Genomic DNA, 24,106 nt, shown 5'->3' on the forward strand with positions numbered 1-24,106 from the left:
GTTGTGACGTCGGCGGGTTCCGACCAGGAGAGGACCATCCAGCGTGACGATCGACGAGAGCACACCACTGGGCAACGGCGACGGCACCTCGGGTGCCCGGTTCGCGCCGGCCCGGGCCGGCGCCGCGAAGTCACCCCTGCGGGATCGGCTTGTCGCCGGCGAACCCTACGCACTGGCCTTCGGCGGACAGGGTGCCGCCTGGCTCGAATCGCTCGAGGAACTCATCCGTGACAACGGCCTCGAGCCCGACCTCACCGCACTTGTCAACGAGGCGGCGGACGCGCTCGCGCCCGTCGCGCAGGACCTCCTCGTGGTCCGGCCGATCGGCTTCGACCCCATCGGCTGGATCCTGGAACGGGACGTCGCCGACGAGGACGCAACCGACGCCGGACCGTCCGCCGAGGCGCTGACCTCCGCGTCGGTGTCGATGCCCGGCGTGCTGCTCACCCAGCTGGCCGCGCTGCGGTCGCTGCGCCTGCAGGGCCTCGACCCCGCACAGACCGCGCCGGTCGCGGTGATCGGGCACTCGCAGGGCAAGGTCGCCGCCGACTCCGTCGCCGACGGCGGCGCCTCCGACGGCGCGCTCCTCGCCATCTCCCAGCTCATCGGTGCCGCGGCGGTCCTGGTCGGCCGTCGGCGCGGCATCATCGGCAGCGGCGAGCGCACCCCGATGCTGGCGGTCTCCGACGTCGACCCGGCCCGCATGCAGGCCATCGTCGACGAGCTCGCCGCAGGCGTCGACGCCGAGCGCGGCGTCGTCATGGCCATCCGCAACGGGCGTCGCCGCGTCGTGCTGTCCGGCCCGCCGGCGCAGCTCGCCCGCGTGCAGCAGCGCGCCGAGCAGATCGCCGCCGAGGAGGCCGCCGAGCGCGAGGCCAAGAAGCGCGGCGGTGCCGTGTTCTCGCCGGTGTTCGAGCCCGTTGCCGTCGAGGTCGGATTCCACCACCCCGCGCTGTCCGACGCAGTCGACACCGTCGGCGCCTGGGCCACCCGCTGTGGCCTCGACGTCGAGCGCGCCACCCGCCTGGCCCGCGCCTGCTTCACCGACTCCGTCGACTGGGTCGCCGACGTCGATTCCGTCGTCGACGCCGGCGCCGCCTGGATCCTCGACCTGGGCCCCGGCGACCTGCTGACCCGCATGACCGCCGGACCGCTGCGCGGCAGCGGCGTCGGCATCGTCGCCGTCTCCACCCGCGGCGGCCAGCGCAGCCTGCTCACCCCGGGTGCGGCACCCGAGGTGGCCAAGGCGTGGTCGTCGTTCCGCCCGTCGCTGGTGTCGCTGCCCGACGGCAAGGTCGCCGTCGAGACCGCGTTCACCAAGCTGACCGGCCGCTCGCCGATCCTGCTTGCGGGCATGACCCCGACCACCGTCGACCCGAAGATCGTCGCGGCCGCCGCCAACGCCGGCCACTGGGCGGAGCTCGCCGGTGGCGGCCAGGTCACCGAGAAGATCTTCGCCGACCACGTCGCCGAGCTGTCCACGCTGCTCGAGCCCGGCCGCGCGGTCCAGTTCAACTCGATGTTCCTCGACCCGTACCTGTGGAAGCTGCACGTGGGCGGCAAGCGTCTCGTCCCGAAGGCCCGCGCCGCGGGCGCCCCGTTCGACGGCGTCGTCGTGACCGCGGGCATCCCCGAGCTCGAGGAAGCCGTCGCGATCATCGGCGACCTCGGCGAGGCCGGCATCACCCACGTCGCGTTCAAGCCGGGCACCGTCGCGCAGATCAAGTCCGTGATCCGGATCGCCGCCGAGGTGCCGGACTTCCCGGTCATCGCGCACATCGAGGGCGGCCGCGCCGGTGGCCACCACTCGTGGGAGGACCTCGACGACCTGCTGCTGAGCACCTACTCGGAGCTGCGTGCGCGGCCGAACCTGGTGATCTGCGTCGGCGGCGGCATCGGCACCCCGGAGCGGGCCGCCGACTACCTGACCGGACGCTGGTCCGAGCAGCTCGGCTACCCGGCGATGCCGGTCGACGGCATCCTCGTCGGCACCGCCGCGATGGCCACCCTCGAGGCCACCACCTCGCCCGACGTCAAGCAGATGCTCGTGGACACCCCCGGCACCCCCGACTGGGTCGCCGCGGGCACCGCGACCGGTGGCATGTCCTCGGGTCGCAGCCAGCTCGGCGCCGACATCCACGAGATCGACAACGCCGCCTCCCGCACCGGCCGCCTCCTCGACGAGGTCGCCGGCGACGAGAAGGCCGTCGCGAAGCGTCGCGACGAGATCATCGCCGCCCTCGACGTGACCGCGAAGCCGTACTTCGGCGACGTCGCCACCATGACCTACGAGCGCTGGCTGCGCCGCTACCTCGAACTGGCCGTCGGGATCGACGCGGCCAAGGAGTTCGACTGCGGCACCGACTGGGCCGAGGCGTACGCCGACGCCACCGAGTCGGTCTGGCTGGACATCACCTGGCGGGACCGGTTCGCGCAGATGCTGCAGCGCGCCGAGGCCCGGCTGCACCGCAACGACCGCGGCCCGATCGCCACCCAGTTCGCGGACGAGCAGATCCTGGAGCGTCCCGAGGCCGCCCTGTGCACCCTGCGCGCGTGCTTCCCGGACGCCGGGACCACCGTGCTGCACCCGGCCGACGTCGCGTTCTTCGTCGCACTGTGCAAGACCCCCGGCAAGCCGGTGAACTTCGTGCCGGTCGTCGACAAGGACGTGCGCCGCTGGTGGCGGTCCGACTCGCTGTGGCAGGCCCACGACCCGCGCTACTCCGCCGACCAGGTGTGCATCATCCCCGGCACGGTCGCCGTTGCCGGCATCACCCGCGCCGACGAGCCGGTCGGTGACCTGCTCGACCGCTTCGAGAAGGCCACCACCGACGAACTGCTCGCCGCAGGTGCCACCCCGCTCGCCGTGGCGGGCCGCCGTCGCACCGAGGGCGCAGGCCTGTTCGGTCTCGTTCTCGCCGCGCCCGACGTCCTGTGGGCCGCGCGCCTGACCCGCAACCCGGTGCACCGGCTCGGCGACCTCGACGCCTGGACCGTCACCGACACCGAGGGCGCGCACGCCACCACCGGCGCCACCCTGCGTCTGCTCGACGAGAGTCGCGTCGAACTGAGGGTGCCGCTCGTCGGCGACCGTGCGGTCACCATCGCGATCACCGTCCCCGGCTCCACCCGCGACGGCGGCGCCCCCGTGGTCACCGCCGAGGACGCCGAGGCCGCGATGTCGGCGCTGCTCGCCGTCGCGGCCGGCCAGGAACTGCCGACCGTCAAGGGTGACGTCGCCCGCCTGAACGTCGCGTGGATCCCCGACCTGGTCGCCGACCACTCGGGCGTCACCGCCTCCGGGCTGCCGACGTCGCTGGTGCCCGGCGCAAACGTGGTGCCGGACGTGCTCGTCGGCGCCTGCTGGCCGGCGGTGTTCGCGGTGCTCGGTGCCGCGCAGACCACCGACGGCGTGCACGCCATCGAGGGCATGCTCGACCTGGTCCACCTCGACCACGCGGTCAACCTGGTCGACGCCGTCCCGGCCGACGCGGCGGTCCTGACCGTCAAGGCCGAGGGTGTCTCCGTCGTCGACACCGACCTCGGTCGCGTCGTCGAGGTCCACGTCGAGGTCGGCGCCATGCGCGGCGAGCAGGGCACCGCCGCCCCGACGTTCGCGACGATGGTCGAGCGCTTCGCGATCCGCGGCCGCAGCGGCAAGGCCGAACTGGCCGATCCGCAGCGCGCCGGTGGGTCGCTCACCGAGGCCGCCGTCGACACCCCGCGTCGTCGCCGCCGCCAGACCACGATCGTCGCGCCCCGGCACATGGCCGCGTTCGCGCAGGTCTCCGGGGACCACAACCCGATCCACACCTCCGACAACGCCGCGCTGCTCGCCGGGCTCGGCAGCCCGATCGTGCACGGCATGTGGCTGTCGGCCGCCGCCCAGCAGGTCGTCGTCGCCGTCGACCCGGAGGCCACGGTCCCGGCACGTCGCCTGACCGCGTGGACCGCCCGATTCCTCGGCATGGTCCGCCCCGGCGCCCTGATCGACGTCCGCGTCGACCGCGTCGCGCACGATGCCGGCGCCGAGATCGTCGAGGTCGGCTGCCGTGTCGACGGCGAGCTCGTCATGGTCGCCACCGGCCGCACCGCGGCCCCGAAGACGGTGTACGCGTTCCCCGGCCAGGGCATCCAGCGACCCGGCATGGGTCTGGACGCGCGCGCCCGCTCCAAGGCCGCCCGCGAGATCTGGGACCGCGCCGACAAGCACACCCGCGAGACTCTCGGCTTCTCGATCCTCGCCATCGTCCGTGACAACCCGACCGTCGTGAAGGCCCGCGGCGTCACCCACAAGCATCCGGACGGCGTGCTGCACCTGACGCAGTTCACACAGGTCGCGATGGCCGTGCTCGGTGTCGCGCAGGTCGCGGAGCTGCGCGAGGCCGGTGCCTTCGTCGAGGGTTCGTACCTGGCCGGTCACTCGGTCGGTGAGTACAACGCGCTTGCCGCGGTCGCCGGGGTGCTGCCGCTCGAGGCGGTGCTCGAGGTCGTGTTCCAGCGTGGCTCGGCCATGCATGCTCTGGTGCCGCGCGACGCGAACGGTCGCTCCAACTACCGGTTGGCCGCGATCCGGCCGTCGCAGTTCGGTGTCGACGACGCCGATCTCGAGGTGTTCGTGTCGGGCATCGCCGAGGAGACCGGCGAGTTCCTGCAGATCGTGAACCTGAACCTGCGCGGTTCTCAGTACGCGATCGCCGGCACCGTCGCCGGCCTCGACGCCCTGGAGAAGGAGATCGACCGCAAGCGCGCCGAGATCGGCGGCAAGCGGGCGTTCATCGTCATCCCCGGCATCGACGTGCCTTTCCACTCGAACGTTCTGCGCGGCGGCGTCGACGACTTCCGGGAGCGGCTGCTCAAGCTGCTGCCCGAGGAGATCGACCCGGCGATCCTGATCGGCCGCTACATCCCGAACCTGGTGCCCAAGCCGTTCAACCTCGGCCGGGACTTCATCCAGGAGATCGCGGACCTGGTGCCCTCCGACCAGCTGAACGCGGTCCTCGCCGACTTCGACAGCTGGTCGGCGAAGCCGGTCGAGCTGACGCGCGTCGTGCTCGCCGAGCTGCTGGCCTGGCAGTTCGCCAGCCCGGTGCGCTGGATCGAGACCCAGGACCTGCTGTTCGGCGAGGAGGCCGACGGCGGTCTCGGGATCGAGCGGTTCGTCGAGATCGGCCTGGCCGCGACCCCGACCGTCGCGAACCTGGCGTCGCAGACCCTGAAGCTGCCCGGTCGCGTCGGTGGCCCGGTCGAGGTGCTCAACATCGAGCGCGAGGCCGGCGTCGTGTACTCCACGGACACCGACCCCGCTCCGGTCGACGACGAGCCCGAGGCTCCGGCCGCCCCGGCCGCGGAGGCCGCTCCGGCGGCCGCGGCTCCGGCTCCCGCCGCGGCCCCGGCCGCGCCGGCCGGCGGCCCGCGTCCCGACGACATCGCGTTCGCGGCGTCCGACGCCACCAACGTGCTGATCGCGCTGTGGACGAAGCTGCGCCCGGACCAGATCGGCCCGGCGGACACGATCGAGGCGCTGTGCGACGGCGTGTCCTCGCGTCGTAACCAGCTGCTCGTCGACCTGGGGTCCGAGCTGTCGCTCGGCGCGATCGACGGCGCCGCGGACGCCGACATGGGTTCGCTCGCGGTGACCGTCAACAAGCTGGCCCGCACCTACAAGCCGTTCGGCCCGGTGCTGTCCGACTCCCTGAACGATCACCTGCGCAAGGTGTTCGGCCCGTCCGGCAAGCGGCCGGCCGCGATCGCCGAGCGCGTCACCAAGGTGTGGGAGCTCGGCGCAGGCTGGGCCAGCCACGTCACCGCAGAGGTGGCGCTCGGCACCCGCGACGGCTCCAGCGTCCGCGGCGGCGCGATGGGCGGTCTGCACGAGGGCGCGCTCGCGGACGGCAACGCGGTCGACGCGGTGATCGACGCGGCCGTGCAGTCGGTCGCGGCGCGCCGCGGGGTCGCGGTGTCCATGCCTGCGGCAGGCGGCGGCGCCGGTGGCACCGTCGACGCGGCGGCACTCGGTGAGTTCACCGAGCACATCACCGGACGCAACGGCGTGCTCGCGTCGGCGGCTCGGCTGGTGCTCGAGCAGCTCGGCCTGGCCGATCAGGCCGCCGCGGCGGTCGCCGAGGCCGACACCGAGCTGGTCGACCTGGTCTCCGCGGAGCTCGGCTCCGACTGGCCGCGCCTGGTCGCGCCTGCCTTCGACGCCCGCAAGGCGGTGCTGTTCGACGACCGCTGGGCGTCGGCCCGTGAGGACCTGGCCCGGCTGTGGATCGGCGACCACGCGACCGTCGTGTCCGTCACCGACTCCGACTTCACCGGCGCAGGCAGCGCCGTGGCGTCGCACGCCGACTTCTGGCGGCGTCGCGCCGAGGCCGAGGGCCGCGAGGAACTGGTCGGCGTCTACGCGACCATCGCCGAGGCGGCGCAGGTCAAGGACGCGCTGTCCGGTCCGTGGTCGGACCAGGTCGCGGTCGTGACCGGTGCCAGCAAGGGGTCGATCGCGGCGTCCGTCACCGGACAGCTGCTTCGCGGCGGTGCGACGGTGTTCGTCACCACCTCCCGCCTGGACGAGGAGCGGCTCGGCTTCTACCGGAAGCTGTACCGCGACAACGCCCGTGCCGGCGCGTCCCTGTGGGTGGTGCCCGCCAACATGGCGTCGTACACCGACGTCGACGCCCTGATCGACTGGATCGGCCAGGAGCAGACCGAGACCGCGGGCGGTGCCAAGAAGCTGGTGAAGGAGGCCGTCACCCCGACGCTGCTCTTCCCGTTCGCCGCACCGCGCGTGATGGGTGAGCTCTCCGACGCCGGTGCCCGCGCCGAGATGGAGATGCGGGTCCTGCTGTGGTCGGTCGAGCGGCTGGTCGCCGGCCTGTCCGCGATCGGTTACGACCGCGACGTCGACACCCACCTGCACGTGGTGCTTCCCGGTTCGCCGAACCGGGGTCTGTTCGGCGGCGACGGCGCGTACGGCGAGTCGAAGGCGGCGCTCGACGCGCTGGTCGGCCGCTGGAACGCGGAGCGCAGCTGGGCCGAGCGCGTCACGTTGGTGCACGCGCTGATCGGGTGGGTGCGCGGTACCGGCCTGATGGGCGGCAACGACCCGATGGTCGACGCCGTCGAGGCCAAGGGCGTGCGCACCTGGTCGACGGACGAGATGGCCGAGCAGCTGCTCGGTGCCTGCACCGCGGAAACGGTGAAGCAGGCCGCGGCCGCACCGGTCACGATCGACCTCACCGGCGGACTCGGTGACGCGCAGCTGGACCTGGTGGCGCTCGCCCGTGCCGCCGCGGAGGCCGAGCAGGAGGACGCGGACGTCGAACCCGAGGGTGAGACGATCGCGGCGCTGCCCGCACCGCCGCGGGTCATCGACGAGCTGCCCGCCCCGGCGTGGCCCGAACTGGACGTCACCCCGGCGGACCTGGTCGTCATCGTCGGCGCCGGAGAGCTCGGCCCGTACGGCTCGGCCCGCACCCGCTTCGAGATGGAGGTCGACGAGCAGCTCTCCGCGGCCGGCGTCCTCGAGCTGGCCTGGAACACCGGGCTCGTCGCCTGGGAACAGGATCCGCAGCCGGGCTGGTACGACGCCGAGACCGGTGAGCTCGTGCCGGAGGAGGAGATCGCGGACCGCTACCACGACATCGTCGTCGAGCGCTGCGGCATCCGCCGGTACGTCGACGAGGGCGCCATGGTCGACAACACCATGCCGCTGATGACGTCGGTGTTCCTCGACAACGATCTGAGCTTCGTGGTCGGATCCGAGGCCGAGGCGCAGGCGTTCGTCGACTCCGATCCGGAGCACACCGTCGCGTCGCAGGACCCGGAGAGCGGCGACTGGCAGGTCACCCGCCGCGCGGGCACCGAGATCCGGGTGCCGCGCAAGGCGAAGCTGACCCGCACCGTCGGCGGCCAGATCCCGACCGGGTTCGACGTCACCACGTGGGGCATCCCCGCGGACATGGCCGGGTCGGTCGACCGGGTCGGCCTGTGGAACCTCGTTTCCACCGTCGACGCGTTCCTGACCAGCGGGTTCACCCCGTCCGAGCTGCTGCGCTGGGTGCACCCGTCGACGGTGGCCAACACGCAGGGCACCGGCATGGGCGGCATGACGTCGATGCGGTCGCTGTACATCGACACCCTGCTCGGGGAGTCGCGGCAGAACGACATCCTGCAGGAGGCGCTGCCGAACGTCATCGCCGCGCACGTCATGCAGTCGTACGTCGGCGGCTACGGCGCGATGGTGCACCCCGTCGCGGCCTGCGCCACGGCCGCGGTGTCCGTCGAGGAGGGCGTCGACAAGATCCGCCTCGGCAAGGCGACGTTCGCGGTCGCCGGCGGCTTCGACGACCTCGGCATCGAGGGCATCGTCGGGTTCGGTGACATGTCCGCTACCGCGAAGTCGGAGGAGATGACCGCCAAGGGCATCGCCGACCGCCGGTTCTCGCGGGCCAACGACCGCAGGCGCGGCGGGTTCGTCGAGTCCGCCGGTGGCGGCACGATCCTGCTGGCCCGGGGTGACCTGGCGCTCGCGATGGGTCTGCCGGTGCTCGGTGTGGTCGCCTGGGCGGGTTCGTTCGCCGACGGTGTGCACACCTCGATTCCGGCTCCCGGCATCGGTGCCCTCGGCGCCGGTCGCGGCGGCCAGGATTCGCAGCTGGCGCTGTCGCTCAACGCGCTCGGCGTCACCGCGGACGACATCTCGGTGATCTCCAAGCACGACACGTCGACCGCGGCGAACGACCCGAACGAGGCCGAGCTGCACGAGCGGCTCGCGGCGGCCCTGGGCCGCAGTGAAGGCGCCCCGCTGTTCGTCGTCTCGCAGAAGACCCTCACCGGGCACGCGAAGGGTGGTGCGGCGGCGTTCCAGCTGATCGGCCTGTGCCAGGTCCTCGGACAGGGCGTCGTGCCGCCGAACCGCAGCCTGGACTGCGTCGACGACAAGATGGCCGAGTACTCACACCTGGTGTGGCCGCGCGAGGCGCTGAAGTTCGGTGAGCAGTTCCCGCTCAAGGCGGGCCTGCTGACCAGCCTCGGCTTCGGCCACGTCTCCGGTCTGATCGCGGTCGTGCACCCGCAGGCGTTCGTCGAGTCGGTCCCCGCGGCCGAGCGGGAGGCATACCTGGAGCAGGCCCGCACGCGGACCGTCGAGGGTCAGCGCAGGCTGGCGTCCGCGATGTGCGGTGGCGCGGACCTGTACGAGCGGCCCGCGGACCGGCGCTTCGGCGGCGACTCGGTGCCCGCGAAGGCGGCCCGTGAACTCGAGGCGAGCGTGCTGCTCTCCGAGGCCGCGCGCCTCGGTGACGGCGACGTCTACCGCTCCGAGATGCCGGGGTGCAAGTAGATGGCCATCCTGGGGATCGGTTTCGACCTGGTGACGGTGTCCGAGTTCGCGGAACAGCTGTCCCGGCCGGGCACGGCGATGAAGTCGAGCTTCCGGCCGGGGGAGCGTCGCTACTGCGAGGCCAAGGGCGACCCGGCCCGGCACTACGCCGTCCGTTGGGCCGCGAAGGAAGCGGTGATCAAGGCGTGGGCGTCCTCCAGGTTCGCCCGGCCACCGGCCGTCGGTGACAACGCCTACGTGCAGGTCGAGGTCGTCAACGACGCCTGGGGCCGGCCGTCGATCAAGCTGCACGACGAGGCCGCCCAGTTCCTGCCTGGCGCGATCATCCACCTGTCGCTGACCCACGACGGGGATATGGCCGGTGCGATGGTCGTCATCGAGGAACCCGACCTCGTCGCGCCCGTGACGCGCTGACAACTGGCACAACCGGCGGGGCCGGACGGTGGAGTGGATCCGCCGCCCGGCCCCGCCGCTGTGTTCGGCTCCAGGGTTTCCGCCGCGGGTGAGTGTGTGATTCGCCCCGCACGAGGGCGGGGATCGGCGTAGAACGAAGGGGAAGACTGCTCGGTTCAGTTCACTGGAAGGAGCGTCATGGTCGGCTTCACCCCGATTCGGCGGGGCGGGCCACAGCGGCTCGCGACCGCCCTCGCGTTCAGTGCACTTCTCGCCGTGGCCGCCGCAGGCTGCAGCAGCAACTCCGACGAATCCTCCACGACCACCACGCCGGCGGCGACGACCCAGGCGACGGCGACGACCCACGAGACGGGGACGGCCCACGCGACGGGGACTGCGGCCGGCGCCGCCGACACGGACGCGGTGACGCACGCGTTCGTCACCTTCTTCTCCGGCGAGACGCCCGGCGCCACGAAGATCACTCTCGTCCAGAACGGCGACGCGTTCGCGGACACCATCAACGCCCAGGCGAATTCCCCGATGGCGACCGGTACCACGGCCACGGTGTCGCACGTGGACGTCGATGCGCCCGGGCACGCCACCGTCACCTACACGGTGCTGATCAACGGGCAGCCGGTGCTTGCCGACCAGACGGGCGAGGCCGTGCAGGTCGACGGGACCTGGAAGGTGGCGGAGTCCACGTTCTGCTCGCTGCTCACGCTCGAGGGCAACCCGCCGCCGGTATGCACCGCGACCTCCCCTACGGCACCGCCGGTACCGACGAGCTGAGAGTTCGATGGAGCCGGTGGCACTGACACCGGCGACCGCGCGGACGCGGCCGCGGCTCGCGCTGGCGACGTTGTGCGCGGTGCTGTTCCTGACCTTCCTGGACACCACGATCGTCAGCGTGGCGCTCGGGGACGTGCAGGCCGACCTGCATGCCGGTGTCGTGCCGCTGCAGTGGGTGATAAACGCCTACACGCTGGTGTTCGCGAGCCTGATGCTCATCGGTGGCTCGTTGGGTGACCGGTGGGGCCGGCGCCGGGTGATGGTCGCCGGGATGGTGGTCTTCTGCGCGGGATCGGTCGTCGCGGCCGCGGCACCGACGACCGCCTTCCTGATCCTCGGCCGTGCCGTCATGGGTGTCGGTGCGGCGGCGTCGGAACCGGGCACCCTGTCGGTGATCAGGCACGTGTTCCCCGACCGCGCGGATCGCGCGAAGGCGCTCGGCGCCTGGGCGGGCGTGTCCGGTTTGGCCCTCGCGCTCGGACCGGTGGTCGGCGGGCTGCTTGTCGGCGCGTTCGACTGGCGCGCGGTGTTCTGGTTCAACCTGGCGCTCGGCGCCGTGCTGGTCGTCGCCGCGATGCGGTACGTCCCGGAGAGCTCGGATCCGCAGCCCGGTCGGCTCGACGTCGCGGGCTGTGTCCTCGGCGCGGCGTTCCTCGGCTGTGTCGTCTACGCCGCCATCGACGGGGAGACCGTCGGGTACGGCGCGACCTCGTCGGTGGTGCTGTTCACGATCGGTGCGCTCGCGCTGGTGGCGTTCGTGGCGGTGGAGTCGCGGACCCGCAACCCGATGCTGAACCTGCGCTATCTGCGGCCGCCACTGGTCCGCAGCGCCCTGATCGTCGCGTTCGCCGTGTACTTCGGGGTGTTCTCGATCTTCTTCTTCACCGCCCTGTACATGCAGCAGGTGTTCGGATATTCGGGGGAGCGGACCGCCGCGGTGTTCGGTCCGATGGCCGCAGCCATCGTGGCGGGCTCGGTGCTGTGCGGGTTCTGGGTGGCGCGCAGCGCGCCCGTGGTGCCGATGATCGTCGGCTGCCTGCTCGGCGCCGTGGGCATCCTCCTCACCCGTGGGGCGCTGGAGGGCACTCCCGCCTTCGGGACGCTGGCCGCCGCACTGACCGTTGCCGGACTCGGCTTCGGCATCGCCGTGGTGCCGTTGACGTCGGCGGTGTTGACGGGCGTGCCCGCCGCGCATTCCGGGATGGCCGCCGCGGCCACCAACACGATGCGGCAGATCGGTGCGGTGGTCGGGGTGGCGGCGCTCGGTTCCCTCGTCAACGCGCACCTGCACGCGGACCTGACGACCAGGCTCACCGACCTGGACGTACCGACCACGTTCCAGGGGATCGTCGTCCATGCCATCGAGACCGGCGCCGTTCCCGAGGGCGGGGACGCGTCCGCGACCGCCGCCTACGGGCCGATCGTGCAGAAGGTCATCGACGCCGCGTTCGCCGCGTTCCACGCCGGCCTCGACACCGCACTGCTGGTGTCCGCGATCCTGATCCTGGCGGCGGCAGTGGTCGCGGCGACCTCGGTGCGGCGCGGTGCCCGGGGTGGCTACGAGCCTGTGACGACCGACTAGGTGCGGGTCATGCCGGCGCGGCGTGTCGCCCGGTTCGGCTGCCGCCGTGGGCCGCCTGCCGGGCCGCCGCCACCCACTGTGGCCACATCTGCACCCCGTCAGGGCGGTGGAGCACCGGATCGAAGTCGGCTTGCTCGGTGTCCTCGCAGGTCGTCGGAGGATCGAGCGACAGCCGGCCCGCCGGTGTCGGATCGGAGCGTGCGGTTGCCAGGGACAGCGTGAAGAACAGCTGGTCGCCGCGTGAGAGCGCCCTGAGTGAACCGGTCCGGGGTTGCCCCGCCTCCGGCTTCGCAAGCGCCCACGTCAAAGCATCGTTCTCGGTGGTGCGGAACGCGGTGAGGCTGCTGTATCGCGCGCTGGACCAGCCGCGAGCGGGCAACGGCACCACCCTGGTCGTCGGTTGGGCCGACACCAGCAGAAGGTCCCAGGGGCCCGCGGCCAGGTGAAGTCTGACCGACAGCCCGAGCACGTCGGGAAGGGCGTTCGGGAGGCCGAGGGCACGCGACAGCCGGGCGGTGACCGGTATCCGTCCCTGCACGGGCCACCAGTGCGAGCCCAGTTCCGCGTGGCCCTGAGTCGCCACCCCGCTGGAGTGGAACAGCGGCACGCGGCGGAGTGCAGATGCGAACGTGGAGGGGACGCGGAGAACAGCGTCGATTTCATTCATGCCGGAGGCGGTACCCGATTCGGTCCGGCTTCAATCCCAACCGAGCGTTCAGTGCTCCTGACTGGTCCGCGATTCCTTCTCCGCGACAAGGAGATAGGCGGCCATCAGGCGCTTGAGCTCGGCGACCGCATCGGAGTGCGACTGGCCGTCCTGCACGGAGAAGTTGAGCATCGAGTAGACGACGTGCACGAGCACCTCGGCCATCATGATCCGGCGGTCGCGGCGAGTGCGGGGAGTCAGCGGTGCCAGCATCGTCGCGATCTTCTCGGCGAGTTGCTTCTCGCTGATCTTGCCGGTCGCCCGCGTCGACGGTGTGGACTGCATCGCCAGCCACACCTCGCGGCGGGACGGGTCGGACGTCCACAGCTTGGCCAGGTGGTCGACGAAGCTGTCGAGGAACCGCAGCCAGTCCAGCGAGGGGATGACGCCGTCGAACTGCTCGAGCTCGTCGCGCACCGACGCGAAGTCCTGCCGGTTCAGCTCGCACACGATGACGTACTTGTTGGCGAAGAACTGGTACAGGGTGCCGATCGGAACGTCCGCGCGGGACGCGACCTCCTCGCAGGTGAACGACTCGAATCCGACCTCGGTCAGCAGGTCCCTTGCGGAGGCGAGCAGTGCGTCGAACTTGCGCCGGCTGCGCTCCTGCGTCGGGCGTTTGCGCGGCAGCAGCTCCTGCGGCGCGTCCGCGGCAGCGTCCGGGTCGGCGGGAACGGAAACCAGTGCCGGGTCCGCACGACGCGAGGCTCGGCTGCTGGTGATGGACTCCACCCACCAAGGTTAACCGGCAGGTGGGCCGGATTCGATCAACCGCGGATTCTGGTGTTTCCGCCGGTACCGGCAATCGCGTGTCAACCCCGCACGCGGCGCCGATACAGCACGGTCGCCCATCCGAATCCGGCCACCGCGATGGCGGCGCACCAGGCGACGGCCTGCCAGCCGCTGTGCCCGATCGGAGTGCCCATCAGCAGTCCCCGGACCGTCTCGATGACCGGGGTGACCGGCTGGTTCTCGGCGAACCACCGCAGCCAGGACGGCATCGTCTCCGCGGGTACGAACGCGCTCGACACGTACGGCAGGAACATGATCACGAAGGTGAACCCGGCGGCCGCCTCCGGGTTCTTCGCGAGGAGGCCCAGTGCCGTCGACAGATAGGACAGCGCGAACAGGAACAGGGCGAGGACCGCGAGCACGCCGAGCCAGCGCACCGGGTCGGCGGTGGGTCGAAAGCCCATCACGAGGGCGACGCCGATCACGACGGCCGTGGTGATCAGGTTTCTGACGACACTGGCGAGCACGTGTCCGGTCAGGAACGCGGACTGTGCCGTCGGGAGAGTGCGGAAGCGGTCGACGATGCCGTCCGTCATGTCGGTGGACACGCTGACCGCGGTGGTCGAGGCGCCGAAGGCCGCGCACAGCAGGATGATCCCGGGAACCACGTAGTCGAGGTAGGCCGTGCCGGTGTCGATCGCGCCGCCGAAGACGTACACGAACAGCAGCATCAACGCGATCGGCAGGGCGAGCGCCATGATCATCGAATCCGGGCTGCGGAGCAGGTGGGTCAGGTTCCGTCGCAGCATCACCGTCGAGTCGGTCACCGTGATCAGGCGCGGCAGGGTGGGAGTGGTCATCGCGAGTTCGCTTTCGTGGTGGGCTCACCGGCGGTGCGTCGAGAGCCGGTGAGGGCGAAGAAGACGTCGTCGAGGTTCGGGGTGTGCAGCGCGACCCGGTCGACGGTGATCGAGTCGTCGACCCGGCCGAGCAGGTCCTGGAGGGACGCGATGCTCCCGTCGGTGGGCACCGCCAGGGTCAACGCGTCCGCGTCCACCGATGCGGTGGGCAGGGAGTCGGCGGCGCGCAGGAGGTCGTCGGCATCGGTGAACTGGAGTTCGAGATGCCCACCCGGAACGAGCGCTTCGAGTTCGCGTGCGGTGCCCTCCGCGACGATCCGGCCGCCGTCGAGGACCGCGATCCGGTCGGCCAGTTCCTCCGCCTCGTCGAGGTACTGGGTGGTCAGGAAGACGGTGACCCCGCCGCGCACCAGTTCGCGGACGATCTCCCACATGTCCCGGCGGCTGCGAGGGTCGAGGCCGGTGGTCGGTTCGTCCAGGAAGATCACCGCGGGATCGGCGACGAGGCTCATCGCGATGTCGAGTCGCCGGACCATGCCGCCCGAGTAGGTGTCGACGCGACGGTCCGCGGCGTCGACGAGGTCGAACCGCCCAAGCAGTTCGGCTGCGCGCCGCCGTGATTCCGGTCGGCCGAGGTGGTTCAGTTCGCCGACGAGGACGAGATTCTCGCGGCCGGTGAGCAACTTGTCGACGGCGGCGTACTGGCCGGTGACGCTGATGTTGCGCCGCACCGCCTGGGCAGATCCGGGGAGGTCGTGCCCGGCGACGACAACCGATCCGGAGTCGAACGGCAGGAGCGTCGACAGGATTCGCACAACGGTCGTCTTGCCGGCGCCGTTGGCGCCAAGCAGGGCGAAGACGGTGCCTGCGGGGACGTGAAGGTCGAGGTCGGCGAGCACGCTCCGGCCGCCGAAGGATTTGTGGAGGGCGGCGACGTCGATCGCGCCGCCGGAACGCGGGGTCATCTGGGGCTCCGATTCGTGAGTACTGCACGGACCTGAAAAACTGCGTATGTCATAAACTGTGTTTACACCATACGCAGTTTTAGGATGAGCGCAAGAGGTGACCGGACGAGAGGGTGGATGTGGACAGCAGTGAGGTCGTGCCGGGTCCGGACCTGCCGCGCGCGGTGAAACTCGCCTGGGGCCTGCTCGAACCCGGCTCCCGAGGTCCGCGACGCGGGCTGAGCCTCGACCGGATCCTCGACACCGCAGTCGAACTCGCGGATGTCGAAGGCGTGGAGGCGCTGTCGATGGCGCGGCTGGCGAAGCGGCTGGGCTTCACCACGATGTCGCTCTACCGCTATGTCGCGAGCAAGGACGAACTCGTCGACCTGATCAGCGACCGCGTCATCGGACCGCCGCCGAACATCCCGGCCGGCGGACCGTGGCGCCAGGCGCTCGGGGAATGGGCGCGGGCAGAGTACGGCGTGCTGATGCGTCACCGGTGGTGGCTGCGGTTGTCGCTGGGGGCGGTGCCGCCCACCGGGCCGAACAACATCGCGTGGCTCGACGCCGGGCTCGGTGCGCTGGCAGGCACGCCGCTTCCTGCGGGACTGCGGTTCCAGGTCGTCCTCAACACGTCGCTGTACGTGATCGGCCGGGCCAGGTTCGCGGCCGACTTCCTCGACGCACAGGAGGGGCCTGCGGCGCAGGCAGCCGCCGAACTGGACTACGGCGCGGTCCTCGGGAAGCTGATCGAGAAGGGGAACTACCCGCACCTCTCCGAGGCTCTGGCCGGAGGCGCGTTCGATTCCGAACCCGATGTCGAATGGAGCGACGCGGATTTCGCGTTCGCGCTGGATCTGTTCCTGGACGGTGTCGAACGGCTCGTCGACGCGTACTCCTGACATGGCCGCCGGAGGCTCCCCATTCGCGGGTTCATCCGATCCGGGTGAACTGCGCGTTCCGGGCTGCCGCACCGCGACCGCACGCGCAATAGTGCAGGGAGGAAGCCTGCGCCGTCGAATGACGGCCCGTCCGACGGGTGGTGGAGCCGATGAGTGTGGAAACTGCCGGAGCCGAGAGGTCCGAGCCCGAACGGCAGAAGCCGATACTGCCGGTGGGGCCGCGCCAGCAGTACATCACCTGGATAGCGCTGGCCATGATGACCACCAGTTCGGTGGCGAGCCTGCGGTCCGCGCCGTCGATGGCCGTGTACGGACTCGCCTGCGTGTTCCTGTACATCGTCCCTGCCATCGTGTTCCTGCTACCGACGTCGCTGGTCTCCGCGGAACTGGCGTCGGGCTGGTCCGGCGGCATCTACCGCTGGGTGGGGGAGGGGATCTCCGACAAGGCGGGATTCCTGGCCGTGTGGTGCCAGTTCGCGATGACGATCTTCTACTATCCGACGCTGCTCGGTTACGTGGCGAGCACCTTCGCGTACGTCATCAATCCCTCGCTGGCGTCGAACGGTCTGTACACCGCGATCATCATCGTCACCCTCTTCTGGACGGGGGTGTTCGTCTCCTCACGAGGCATGAAGGCGGTCGCGGGGTTGTCGAGTGCCGGACTGGTGCTCGGCACCCTCATTCCCGGCGCTCTGCTGATCGTGATGGGCATCGTGTTCCTCGGACAGGGCAATGCCTCGGCCGCGCCGATGGAGTTCTCCGCGCTGCTCCCGGCGTGGACCGGTATCGCGTCTCTGGTGCTGATCGTCAACAACTTCCTGTCCTACTCCGGCATGGAGATGAACGCGGTGCACGTCTCGAGCCTGCGCAAGCCGGGCTCCGAGTTCCCGCGGGCGATGTTCGTCGCCATGGGGTTGGTGCTCGCGATCTTCATCCTGCCCGCGGTCGCGATCAGCTGGGTGGTGCCCGCGGACAAGCTGTCCCTGACCGCCGGCGTGATGCAGGCCTTCGACACCTTCTTCGCGTACTTCGGGTTCGGCTGGGCCACACCGATTCTCGCGATGATGCTGATCGCCGCCTCGCTCGGCGGAATGCTGACATGGCTGGCGGGGCCGTCGAAGGGCCTGCTGATGATCGGCAGGCAGGACGGCTTCCTGCCGCCGTCGATGCAGAAGCTGAACAAGCACGGGATCCAGCAGAACATCCTCGTCGCGCAGGGTGCGGTGACCACGTTGATCGCGCTGCTGTACGCCTTCATTCCCGAGGTGTCGAGCGCCTACTGGATCCTGTCGGTGATCACCACCCAGGTGTACCTGGTGGTGTACCTGCTGATGTTCGTCGCGGCGATGCGGTTGCGCCGCAGCAAGCCGGATCATCCGCGCGGCTACCGCGCCCCGGCACTGTTCCTGCTGTGCTGGGTGGGCCTGATCTCGAGCGTGGCGGCGTTCTGCATCGGGTTCGTCCCGCCCTCGCAGTTCGGCGGCGGCAGCGTGTTCGTCTACGTGCTGATCGTCGGCGGCGGGTTCGGGATCGTCGGGCTCGGGGTGCCGCTGCTGATCCTGGCGATGCGCAAACCGTCGTGGAAACAGGACGTGACCGTCGACCCGCTCGAGGAGATCGCCGGACAGGAGGCGTGAAATGAGCACCACACCGACAAGCGGGTCCGTGCCGGAGGACGCCGTGAGCCTGGCACCCGGCGACGATCTGCACAAGCGCCCCGAGAACTCCCATCTGACCCTCTATCTCGTCGCCTTCGCCCTGTTCGTGGGGTTGGCGGTGTGGGGGCTGGTGGCGTTCAACCAGGACCAGCGCAGCGAGGAGGCGAACGCGAAGGCCACCGAACTGGCCCTGCGCTTCTCGGCGGCCGGGCTGGATCCGCTCGACATCGACGCCACCGCCCGGGTGCTCGGCACCGACGGCGGGGCGGTCTGCGCGGACCCGGCCGCTGCCCTCAACAAGGCGACACTCGACCAGCAGATCGTCAGCGGCGCGGCCGGACCGGGGATGCGTCCGATCATCGCGACCCGGAACCTGCTTGTCGGTGAGCGGCTGGTGCTCGAGGTCTACTGCCCGGAGAACCTGGCGGACTTCGACGCCGCGGTGAGCGATCTGAAACTCGCGGACGACGAATGAGCAGGCGGTCAGGGAGAGGAGCGGACGTGAGCAACGATGTGACGACGAAGGACGGTGTCCGGGAAGCGGTCCGGGGGTTGATGCCCACCGCCCGTGAGGAGCTGGCCACCCTCGTGCGCTTCCGGTCGGTGGCCGATCCACGCCAGTTCCCGCCCGAGGAGTGCCTGGCTGCGGCGAACTGGGTCAAGGACGCGTTCATCGCGGCCGGGATCGGATCGGTGGAACTGATCGAGACCCCCGACGGCTCGAACGCGGTCGTCGGGCACCAGCCCGGGCCGCCGGGTGCGCCGACGGTCCTGCTCTACTGCCATTACGACGTGCAGCCGCCCGGTGACGAAACCAAGTGGCACACCGACCCGTTCGAGCTCACCGAGCGCGACGGCCGGTGGTACGGGCGCGGCGCCGCCGACTGCAAGGGCAACATCGTGATGCACCTGCTGGCACTGCGCGCGCTGCGCAGCCCGGAGACGCCGCAGACCCCGTTCCCGGTCGGGATCAGGGTCGTCGCCGAGGGCACCGAGGAGATGGGCACCGGAGGTCTCGAGGCGTTGGTGGAGTCGAGGCCCGAACTGTTCCAGGCCGACATGATCCTCGTCGTCGACACCGGCAACGCCGAGGTCGGCGAGCCGACCGCGACGATCACCCTGCGCGGCGTCGCGAACGTCGTGGTGCACGTGGAAACCCTGGCGAGCGAGGTGCACTCGGGGATGTTCGGCGGGCCCGCCCCGGATGCCCTTGCGGCATTGGTCCAGATTCTGTCCACTCTGCGGGACGCGAACGGGGACACCGTCGTCGACGGACTCGACACCGGGCAGAGCTGGGACGGTGCGGCGTACGCGGAGGAGCAGTTCCGTACCGACGCAGGTGTCCTGGACGGCCTCGAGCTGGTGGGGACCGGCACTGTCGCGGACCGGGTGTGGGCGCGTCCGGCGCTGACCATCCTGGGCATCGACTGCCCGCCGGTGGTCGGGTCGGCGGCGGCGATCCAGCCGCGGGCGTCGGCGCGACTGAACCTGAGGGTGCCGCCCGGCATGGATCCGCAGGTCGCGCAGGACGCGCTCACCGCGCACCTGCTCGCCCGGGCGCCGTGGGGTGCGAAGGTGACCGTCGAGCCCGAACAGCTCGGCTCGCCGTTCCGGGCGCGCACCGACGGTCCCGGGTACGCCGCACTCGGGGCGGCGATGGCCGAGGCGTTCGGGAAACCGCTCGGGACCGTCGGGCAGGGCGGGTCGATCCCGCTGTGCAATGTGTTCGCCGAGCAGGTTCCCGGCGCCGAGATCGTCATGCTCGGCGTCGAGGAACCGCGCTGCCTGATCCACGCCCCGAACGAGAGCGTCGATCCGTCGGAGATCGAGAACCTTGCTGTCGCCGAGGCGTTGTTCCTGGGCCGCTTCGGTTCCTGAGCCTTCCGGCCGAAGGGCACCTTCGTGCGCGTAGAGCGCACGAAGGTGCCCTTCGGCCGTTCAAGGACTCGGTGGGCGTCAGACGGACAGGTCGCGGCGCAGCTTCGCGACGTGCCCGGTGGCGCGCACGTTGTACTGCGCGACCTCGATCTTGCCGTTCTCGTCGACGAGGAACGTCGAGCGGATCACGCCCTGCACCTTCTTGCCGTACATGGTCTTCTCGCCGAACGCGCCCCACGCCGTCAGCGTCGACCGGTCGGGGTCGGACAGCAGCGGGAAGGTCAGCGACTCCTTGTCGCGGAACTTGGCGAGCTTGGCCGGCTTGTCGGGGGAGATGCCGAGCACGTCGAGCCCGGCCTCGTTCAGTTCGCCCAGGTTGTCGCGGAAGTCGCATGCCTGCTTCGTGCAGCCCGGCGTGCTCGCCGCCGGGTAGAAGTAGACGATGACCTTGCGACCGCGGTAGTCGGACAGCGAGACCTCGTTGCCGTCGGCGTCGGGCAGGGTGAAGTCGGGTGCGGTGTCTCCGGCGGAGAGTCTGATGTTCTCGGTCACGACGGTCAGGCTACTTGCCGCCTCGCTCCGGGTACGGTCATGGCAGGAAAGACCGACCACGAGAGGAAGTCCACGTGCCCAGGGACACCGACAGCATCGAGCGCGACATCGAGCAGGCGCGCAACCAGCTCGCCGCCACCCTCGACGAGCTGAGCGTTCGCACCAACCCGAAGCGGCTGGTCGACAACACCAAGACGGCGCTGGTCGCCAAGGTGAACGAGCCGCCGGTGAAGTACTCGTTGATGGGGGCGGGCGCGCTGATCGCGGTCCTGGTGCTGCGCAAGATCTTCCGCTGAGCGGGCAGATACGACGACAGGCCCCGGTCGGGGACCGGGGCCTGTCGGGTGGTGCGCCATCAGGGACTTGAACCCCGAACCCGCTGATTAAGAGTCAGCTGCTCTGCCAATTGAGCTAATGGCGCTCGGTGTGTTCCGCGAAAGTGCGGGACACGACACGATTCAGGCCCCGATCTGTGCTGGATGAAACAGCCAGGACCGGGGCCTGTCGTGCTGGTGCGCCATCAGGGACTTGAACCCCGAACCCGCTGATTAAGAGTCAGCTGCTCTGCCAATTGAGCTAATGGCGCCTGGTGCGTCTTGCGAGAACTGGTCTCGCTCGGTGCGAAGAGAACATTAACAGCACTGCCCACGGTATGCGAAATCGGCTGGTCACACCGGCTGTGCGGTGCACGGGAGGTAACGCAGGCGCGGGCCGGATCGATTGCAATGTGAACGTTACGGGTCGGACCGGGGGTGCCGCAGGTCCTGTTCTGCAAAGACCTGGCAAAATCGCTGTGCACAGGTCGCCAGAGGCGGATCGTGCCCGGTCGGGGTTCGGCGGCCCGTCGAGTACACGGTGTGAAGTGGGGTAACGGTGAGGAAGTTTCGGCTGGTTGTCGCGTTGGGGGCGGCGGCCGTGGTGCTCGGATCGTCGGCATGCACGGTTCCGTCGAGTGGGGAGGCGTCCGCCGCGCCGGCGATCGACGTGAACCCGGTCACCGAGCTGATCAAACCGAAACTCTCGGCAGTGGTCGCCGACGGTGCAGTCGGGCATTCCCCGAGCGAACCGGTCGCGGTGCAGGTGGCCGACGGCAAGCTGTCGTCCGTCACCCTGGTCGACGCCGCCGGTGCCGTGGTACCCGGTGCGATCGCCCCCGACGGCCGTTCGTGGGTGAACACCGAGCCGCTGCTGTACGACCGCAGCTACCGGCTCGAGGCCGAGGCCTTCGGTCTCGGTGGGTCCGGCGCCCTGGTGTCGAACTTCACGACCAGTTCGCCCGGCAATCTGACCAAGCCCTACATCCTGCCGACCGAGGGTGAGATCGTCGGGATCGGTCAGCCGGTGGCGGTCCAGTTCGACGAGAACATCCCCGACCGCAAGGCCGCGCAGGACGCGATCACCGTCGTCACCAACCCGCCCGTCGAGGGCGCCTTCTACTGGGTCAACAATCGTGAGGTCCGGTGGCGGCCCGAGAACTACTGGGCACCCGGGACGACCGTCACCGTCGACGTGAAGGTCTTCGGGCGTGACCTCGGCGACGGATTGTTCGGGCAGTCGGACCAGCGGTCCGAGTTCCGGATCGGCGACGCGATGATCGCCACCGCCGACGACAACACCAAGCAGGTCACCTTCGAGCGCAACGGCCAGGTGGTGATGACCATGCCGACGTCGATGGGCAAGGACGACACCCCGACCGACAACGGCGTCTACATCATCGGCGACCGGTTCGAGCATCTCGTGATGGACTCGTCCACCTACGGGGTTCCCGTGAACTCCCCGGACGGCTACAAGACTCCGGTGGACTGGGCGACCCGGATGTCGTACAGCGGCATCTTCTTCCACTCGGCGCCGTGGTCGGTGGGGCAGCAGGGCTACTCGAACACCAGCCACGGCTGCCTGAACCTGAGTCCCGCCAACGCCAAGTGGGTGTTCGACAACACCAAGCGCGGTGACATCGCGATCGTGAAGAACACCGTCGGCGGCACCCTGTCCGGTGTCGACGGTCTCGGCGACTGGAACATCCCGTGGGCGACGTGGAAGGCAGGCAACGCCGCCGTCTGACCCCACCCGGCCCCGACCGAATGTGGGTTTCGGTCACTTCACGTGACCGAAACCCACATTCGGTCATTTGGATAGGAGGGTGGCCAGGAGCGCGAAACTGTCGTGCGCGCCGACGGCGGCCACGGCCCGCTGCACCCCGACCCGGGAGATCTCGAACGGTTGCATCCGTTCCCCCGCCTCCGCCGTGCACACGGCCGCCAGGAACCACTCGGTGACGGCGGCGCGGTACAGGGTCCAGGTGCGGTCGGGGTCGACCTCGACGCCGGCCGCGGCGAGCCGGCTGGTGTAGCGGTCCACCAGTTCGCGTTCGACGGCCCGCAGCAGATCGGGATCGACGGATGCGGTCAGGAAGTACGCGACGTCCCGGATGCCCGGCCCGGAACTGGCGATCTGCCAGTCGAGGAATCCGGGTGAGCCCGCCTCGAAGAAGAGATTGCCCGGATGCGGGTCGCCGTGGATCAGCGTCTGCGGCTGCGTGGCCCACAACCTGTCGATGTCGGCGCTGCGCTCGTAGAAGATCCGGCACTGCCGTTTGATCCCCGCCGGGATCAGATCCGACGTGTGTCCGGAGATCTCGCCCAGGAACCGTCGACGGATCAGGTCACCGAGCCGGACCTCGGCCGCCGAACGGTGCGCGAGCGGCCGCAGGTCATCGGCAAATCGGTCGGTGTCCCAGTAGGCAGCGTGCAGGTCGGCGAGGGCGTCGACGACGGCGCGGGCCTCGGCCGCCGTCAACGCATCGACGCAGGTGCGGAACTCCGCCGTCGAAGAGACGTCCTCCAGGACGAGGACGGCACGTCGCCGCAGCCGATCCTCCTTCGCCGCATGGCATCGCGGCGCCCGCACCGGAGGGTTGTCACCCAGAGCCCGGTAGGCGGCCACCTCCTTCGTGCCGAGCCGGAAGACGTTCATCAGCACGTGCTGCAGATAGTTGCGTGGCGGCATCTTGCAGAACAGGCTCTCGGGCAGGTCGGCCTCCGACTGCACGGCGATGCGGGCCCGCGCCGCCGTCCCCGAGTCGTGATCGACGACCCGCACCGACGTGATCGCTCCGGGTGCGACGCCGAGGGCCTCGGCGAGCCAGAGCGGGGTGACCTCCTCGACGCGCAGCGGCACCGCCGCGGGACGGGGTACGGCCCGGTCGGCTGCGGCCCGGAGTGCCTCGGTGACCGCCATGCCCACGCCGAGGGCGGTCGAGGCCGCCCGGGGCGCCCGGGGGCCTGTGTCGGTCACCCGGTCCCCGTCTCGGTCTGCGCCGCCGCGGCCGCCTGGCGTGCCTCGCGTTCCTCCTTGTTACGCACGAGCTCTCGGAACCCGATCCGCGGAAGCGCGGGCTTCGGCTGGACACCCCACTGATCCTGGGCGGTGTCCCGGCCTGCCCCTTCGGGTTCGCCGCCGAACGGCGGGCCGCCGATCGGATAGGGGTACTCGCACGTGGCGTTCTCGTCGGCCCACCGGACCTTCATGAACTCGTCGCAGATCTCGGTGAACGACAGCGTGGGAAAGCCGTACCAGATGGCGAGTGCGGGAACCGTCATCGAACCTTCGACGACGAGGGCGAAGAGACAGATGATGATGCCCCGCTTGAGCCATCCGTGCATTCGCGAGAACTCTTTGGTGGTGCCGAGAGGCAGGTCCTCGTCGGATCCAGTTCCGGTCTCGGTCGATGTTGCCTTGCTCATGGGTTCTCCTCGAGGGACGGT

General features: G+C 70.2%; 17 protein-coding genes and 2 tRNA genes. 10 read left to right on the top strand and 9 right to left on the bottom strand.

The genetic code is table 11. From position 1 onward, the window contains the following. Window positions 1-43: 43 nt before the first annotated feature. From ACWDUM_RS12400 to ACWDUM_RS12415, 4 genes are all read left to right on the top strand, one after another. Window positions 44-9,343, top strand: coding sequence for a fatty acid synthase subunit beta domain-containing protein (locus ACWDUM_RS12400; protein ID WP_450134228.1), 9,300 nt, complete (start codon window positions 44-46; stop codon window positions 9,341-9,343). After that, window positions 9,344-9,757 (top strand): holo-ACP synthase AcpS, encoded by a 414-nt coding sequence (gene acpS / locus ACWDUM_RS12405; RefSeq protein ID WP_450117117.1) that lies wholly within the window; start codon window positions 9,344-9,346, stop codon window positions 9,755-9,757. 177 nt (window positions 9,758-9,934) lie between these two features. Then, window positions 9,935-10,525, top strand: a complete 591-nt coding sequence (locus tag ACWDUM_RS12410; protein WP_450134229.1) for a hypothetical protein — start codon at window positions 9,935-9,937, stop codon at window positions 10,523-10,525. Between the two features lie 16 nt (window positions 10,526-10,541). Next, a complete protein-coding gene (locus ACWDUM_RS12415) occupies window positions 10,542-12,107 on the top strand; it encodes an MFS transporter (protein ID WP_450134230.1) in 1,566 nt (521 codons plus the stop codon). Window positions 12,108-12,114: 7 nt separating this feature from the next. Here ACWDUM_RS12415 and ACWDUM_RS12420 read toward each other — a convergent pair whose 3' ends face one another. From ACWDUM_RS12420 to ACWDUM_RS12435, 4 genes are all read right to left on the bottom strand, one after another. Further along, window positions 12,115-12,774, bottom strand: a complete 660-nt coding sequence (locus tag ACWDUM_RS12420) for a phosphodiesterase (protein WP_450134231.1) — start codon at window positions 12,772-12,774, stop codon at window positions 12,115-12,117. 48 nt (window positions 12,775-12,822) lie between these two features. Beyond that, entirely contained in the window at window positions 12,823-13,545 is a 723-nt protein-coding gene (locus tag ACWDUM_RS12425; RefSeq protein ID WP_450117121.1) for a TetR/AcrR family transcriptional regulator, read from the bottom strand. Between the two features lie 80 nt (window positions 13,546-13,625). Next, window positions 13,626-14,405 (bottom strand): ABC transporter permease, encoded by a 780-nt coding sequence (locus ACWDUM_RS12430; protein ID WP_450134232.1) that lies wholly within the window; start codon window positions 14,403-14,405, stop codon window positions 13,626-13,628. Next, on the bottom strand, window positions 14,402-15,370 hold the full coding sequence (locus ACWDUM_RS12435) for an ATP-binding cassette domain-containing protein (RefSeq protein WP_450134233.1): 969 nt from the start codon (window positions 15,368-15,370) through the stop codon (window positions 14,402-14,404). The genes ACWDUM_RS12430 and ACWDUM_RS12435 overlap by 4 nt, the downstream gene beginning before the upstream one ends. A gap of 119 nt (window positions 15,371-15,489) precedes the next feature. Between ACWDUM_RS12435 and ACWDUM_RS12440 the strand changes: the two genes are divergently transcribed. The 4 genes from ACWDUM_RS12440 (at window position 15,490) to ACWDUM_RS12455 (ending at window position 19,790) form a co-directional block, all read left to right on the top strand. Continuing rightward, window positions 15,490-16,254 (top strand): TetR/AcrR family transcriptional regulator, encoded by a 765-nt coding sequence (locus tag ACWDUM_RS12440; RefSeq protein WP_450134234.1) that lies wholly within the window; start codon window positions 15,490-15,492, stop codon window positions 16,252-16,254. A 149-nt stretch (window positions 16,255-16,403) separates the two neighbouring features. Continuing rightward, window positions 16,404-17,891 carry an APC family permease gene (locus tag ACWDUM_RS12445; protein ID WP_450117125.1) on the top strand — a complete coding sequence of 496 codons (1,488 nt, stop codon included), beginning with the start codon at window positions 16,404-16,406 and terminating at the stop codon, window positions 17,889-17,891. A 1-nt stretch (window position 17,892) separates the two neighbouring features. After that, window positions 17,893-18,387 carry a hypothetical protein gene (locus ACWDUM_RS12450; RefSeq protein WP_450134235.1) on the top strand — a complete coding sequence of 165 codons (495 nt, stop codon included), beginning with the start codon at window positions 17,893-17,895 and terminating at the stop codon, window positions 18,385-18,387. A 26-nt stretch (window positions 18,388-18,413) separates the two neighbouring features. Then, complete coding sequence (locus ACWDUM_RS12455; protein ID WP_450134236.1) at window positions 18,414-19,790, top strand: M20/M25/M40 family metallo-hydrolase; 1,377 nt, start codon at window positions 18,414-18,416, stop codon at window positions 19,788-19,790. Between the two features lie 78 nt (window positions 19,791-19,868). Here the strand turns inward: ACWDUM_RS12455 and bcp are convergent, their stop codons facing one another. Further along, window positions 19,869-20,342 (bottom strand): thioredoxin-dependent thiol peroxidase, encoded by a 474-nt coding sequence (bcp, locus tag ACWDUM_RS12460; RefSeq protein WP_450134237.1) that lies wholly within the window; start codon window positions 20,340-20,342, stop codon window positions 19,869-19,871. A 74-nt stretch (window positions 20,343-20,416) separates the two neighbouring features. Here bcp and ACWDUM_RS12465 point away from each other — a divergent pair, with 74 nt between their 5' ends. Further along, complete coding sequence (locus ACWDUM_RS12465) at window positions 20,417-20,638, top strand: DUF3618 domain-containing protein (RefSeq protein ID WP_450134238.1); 222 nt, start codon at window positions 20,417-20,419, stop codon at window positions 20,636-20,638. A 49-nt stretch (window positions 20,639-20,687) separates the two neighbouring features. Here the strand turns inward: ACWDUM_RS12465 and ACWDUM_RS12470 are convergent. Both ACWDUM_RS12470 and ACWDUM_RS12475 read right to left on the bottom strand, forming a co-directional pair. Beyond that, a tRNA-Lys gene (locus tag ACWDUM_RS12470) sits at window positions 20,688-20,763 on the bottom strand. An 89-nt stretch (window positions 20,764-20,852) separates the two neighbouring features. Next, window positions 20,853-20,928 (bottom strand) — tRNA-Lys (locus ACWDUM_RS12475). Between the two features lie 287 nt (window positions 20,929-21,215). Here ACWDUM_RS12475 and ACWDUM_RS12480 point away from each other — a divergent pair. Continuing rightward, window positions 21,216-22,403: a L,D-transpeptidase gene (locus tag ACWDUM_RS12480; protein ID WP_450115862.1), complete on the top strand. Its 1,188-nt coding sequence runs from the start codon at window positions 21,216-21,218 to the stop codon at window positions 22,401-22,403. 63 nt (window positions 22,404-22,466) lie between these two features. On the opposite strand, the gene ACWDUM_RS12485 is transcribed toward ACWDUM_RS12480, so the two are convergent. Together ACWDUM_RS12485 and ACWDUM_RS12490 are read right to left on the bottom strand one after the other, a co-directional pair. After that, window positions 22,467-23,636: a phosphotransferase gene (locus ACWDUM_RS12485; protein WP_450134239.1), complete on the bottom strand. Its 1,170-nt coding sequence runs from the start codon at window positions 23,634-23,636 to the stop codon at window positions 22,467-22,469. Then, entirely contained in the window at window positions 23,633-24,085 is a 453-nt protein-coding gene (locus ACWDUM_RS12490; protein WP_450115864.1) for a hypothetical protein, read from the bottom strand. Before ACWDUM_RS12490 ends, ACWDUM_RS12485 begins: the two co-directional genes overlap by 4 nt. Between the last annotated feature and the right edge of the window lie 21 nt (window positions 24,086-24,106).

Source organism: Rhodococcus sp. NPDC003322, from assembly GCF_053589555.1.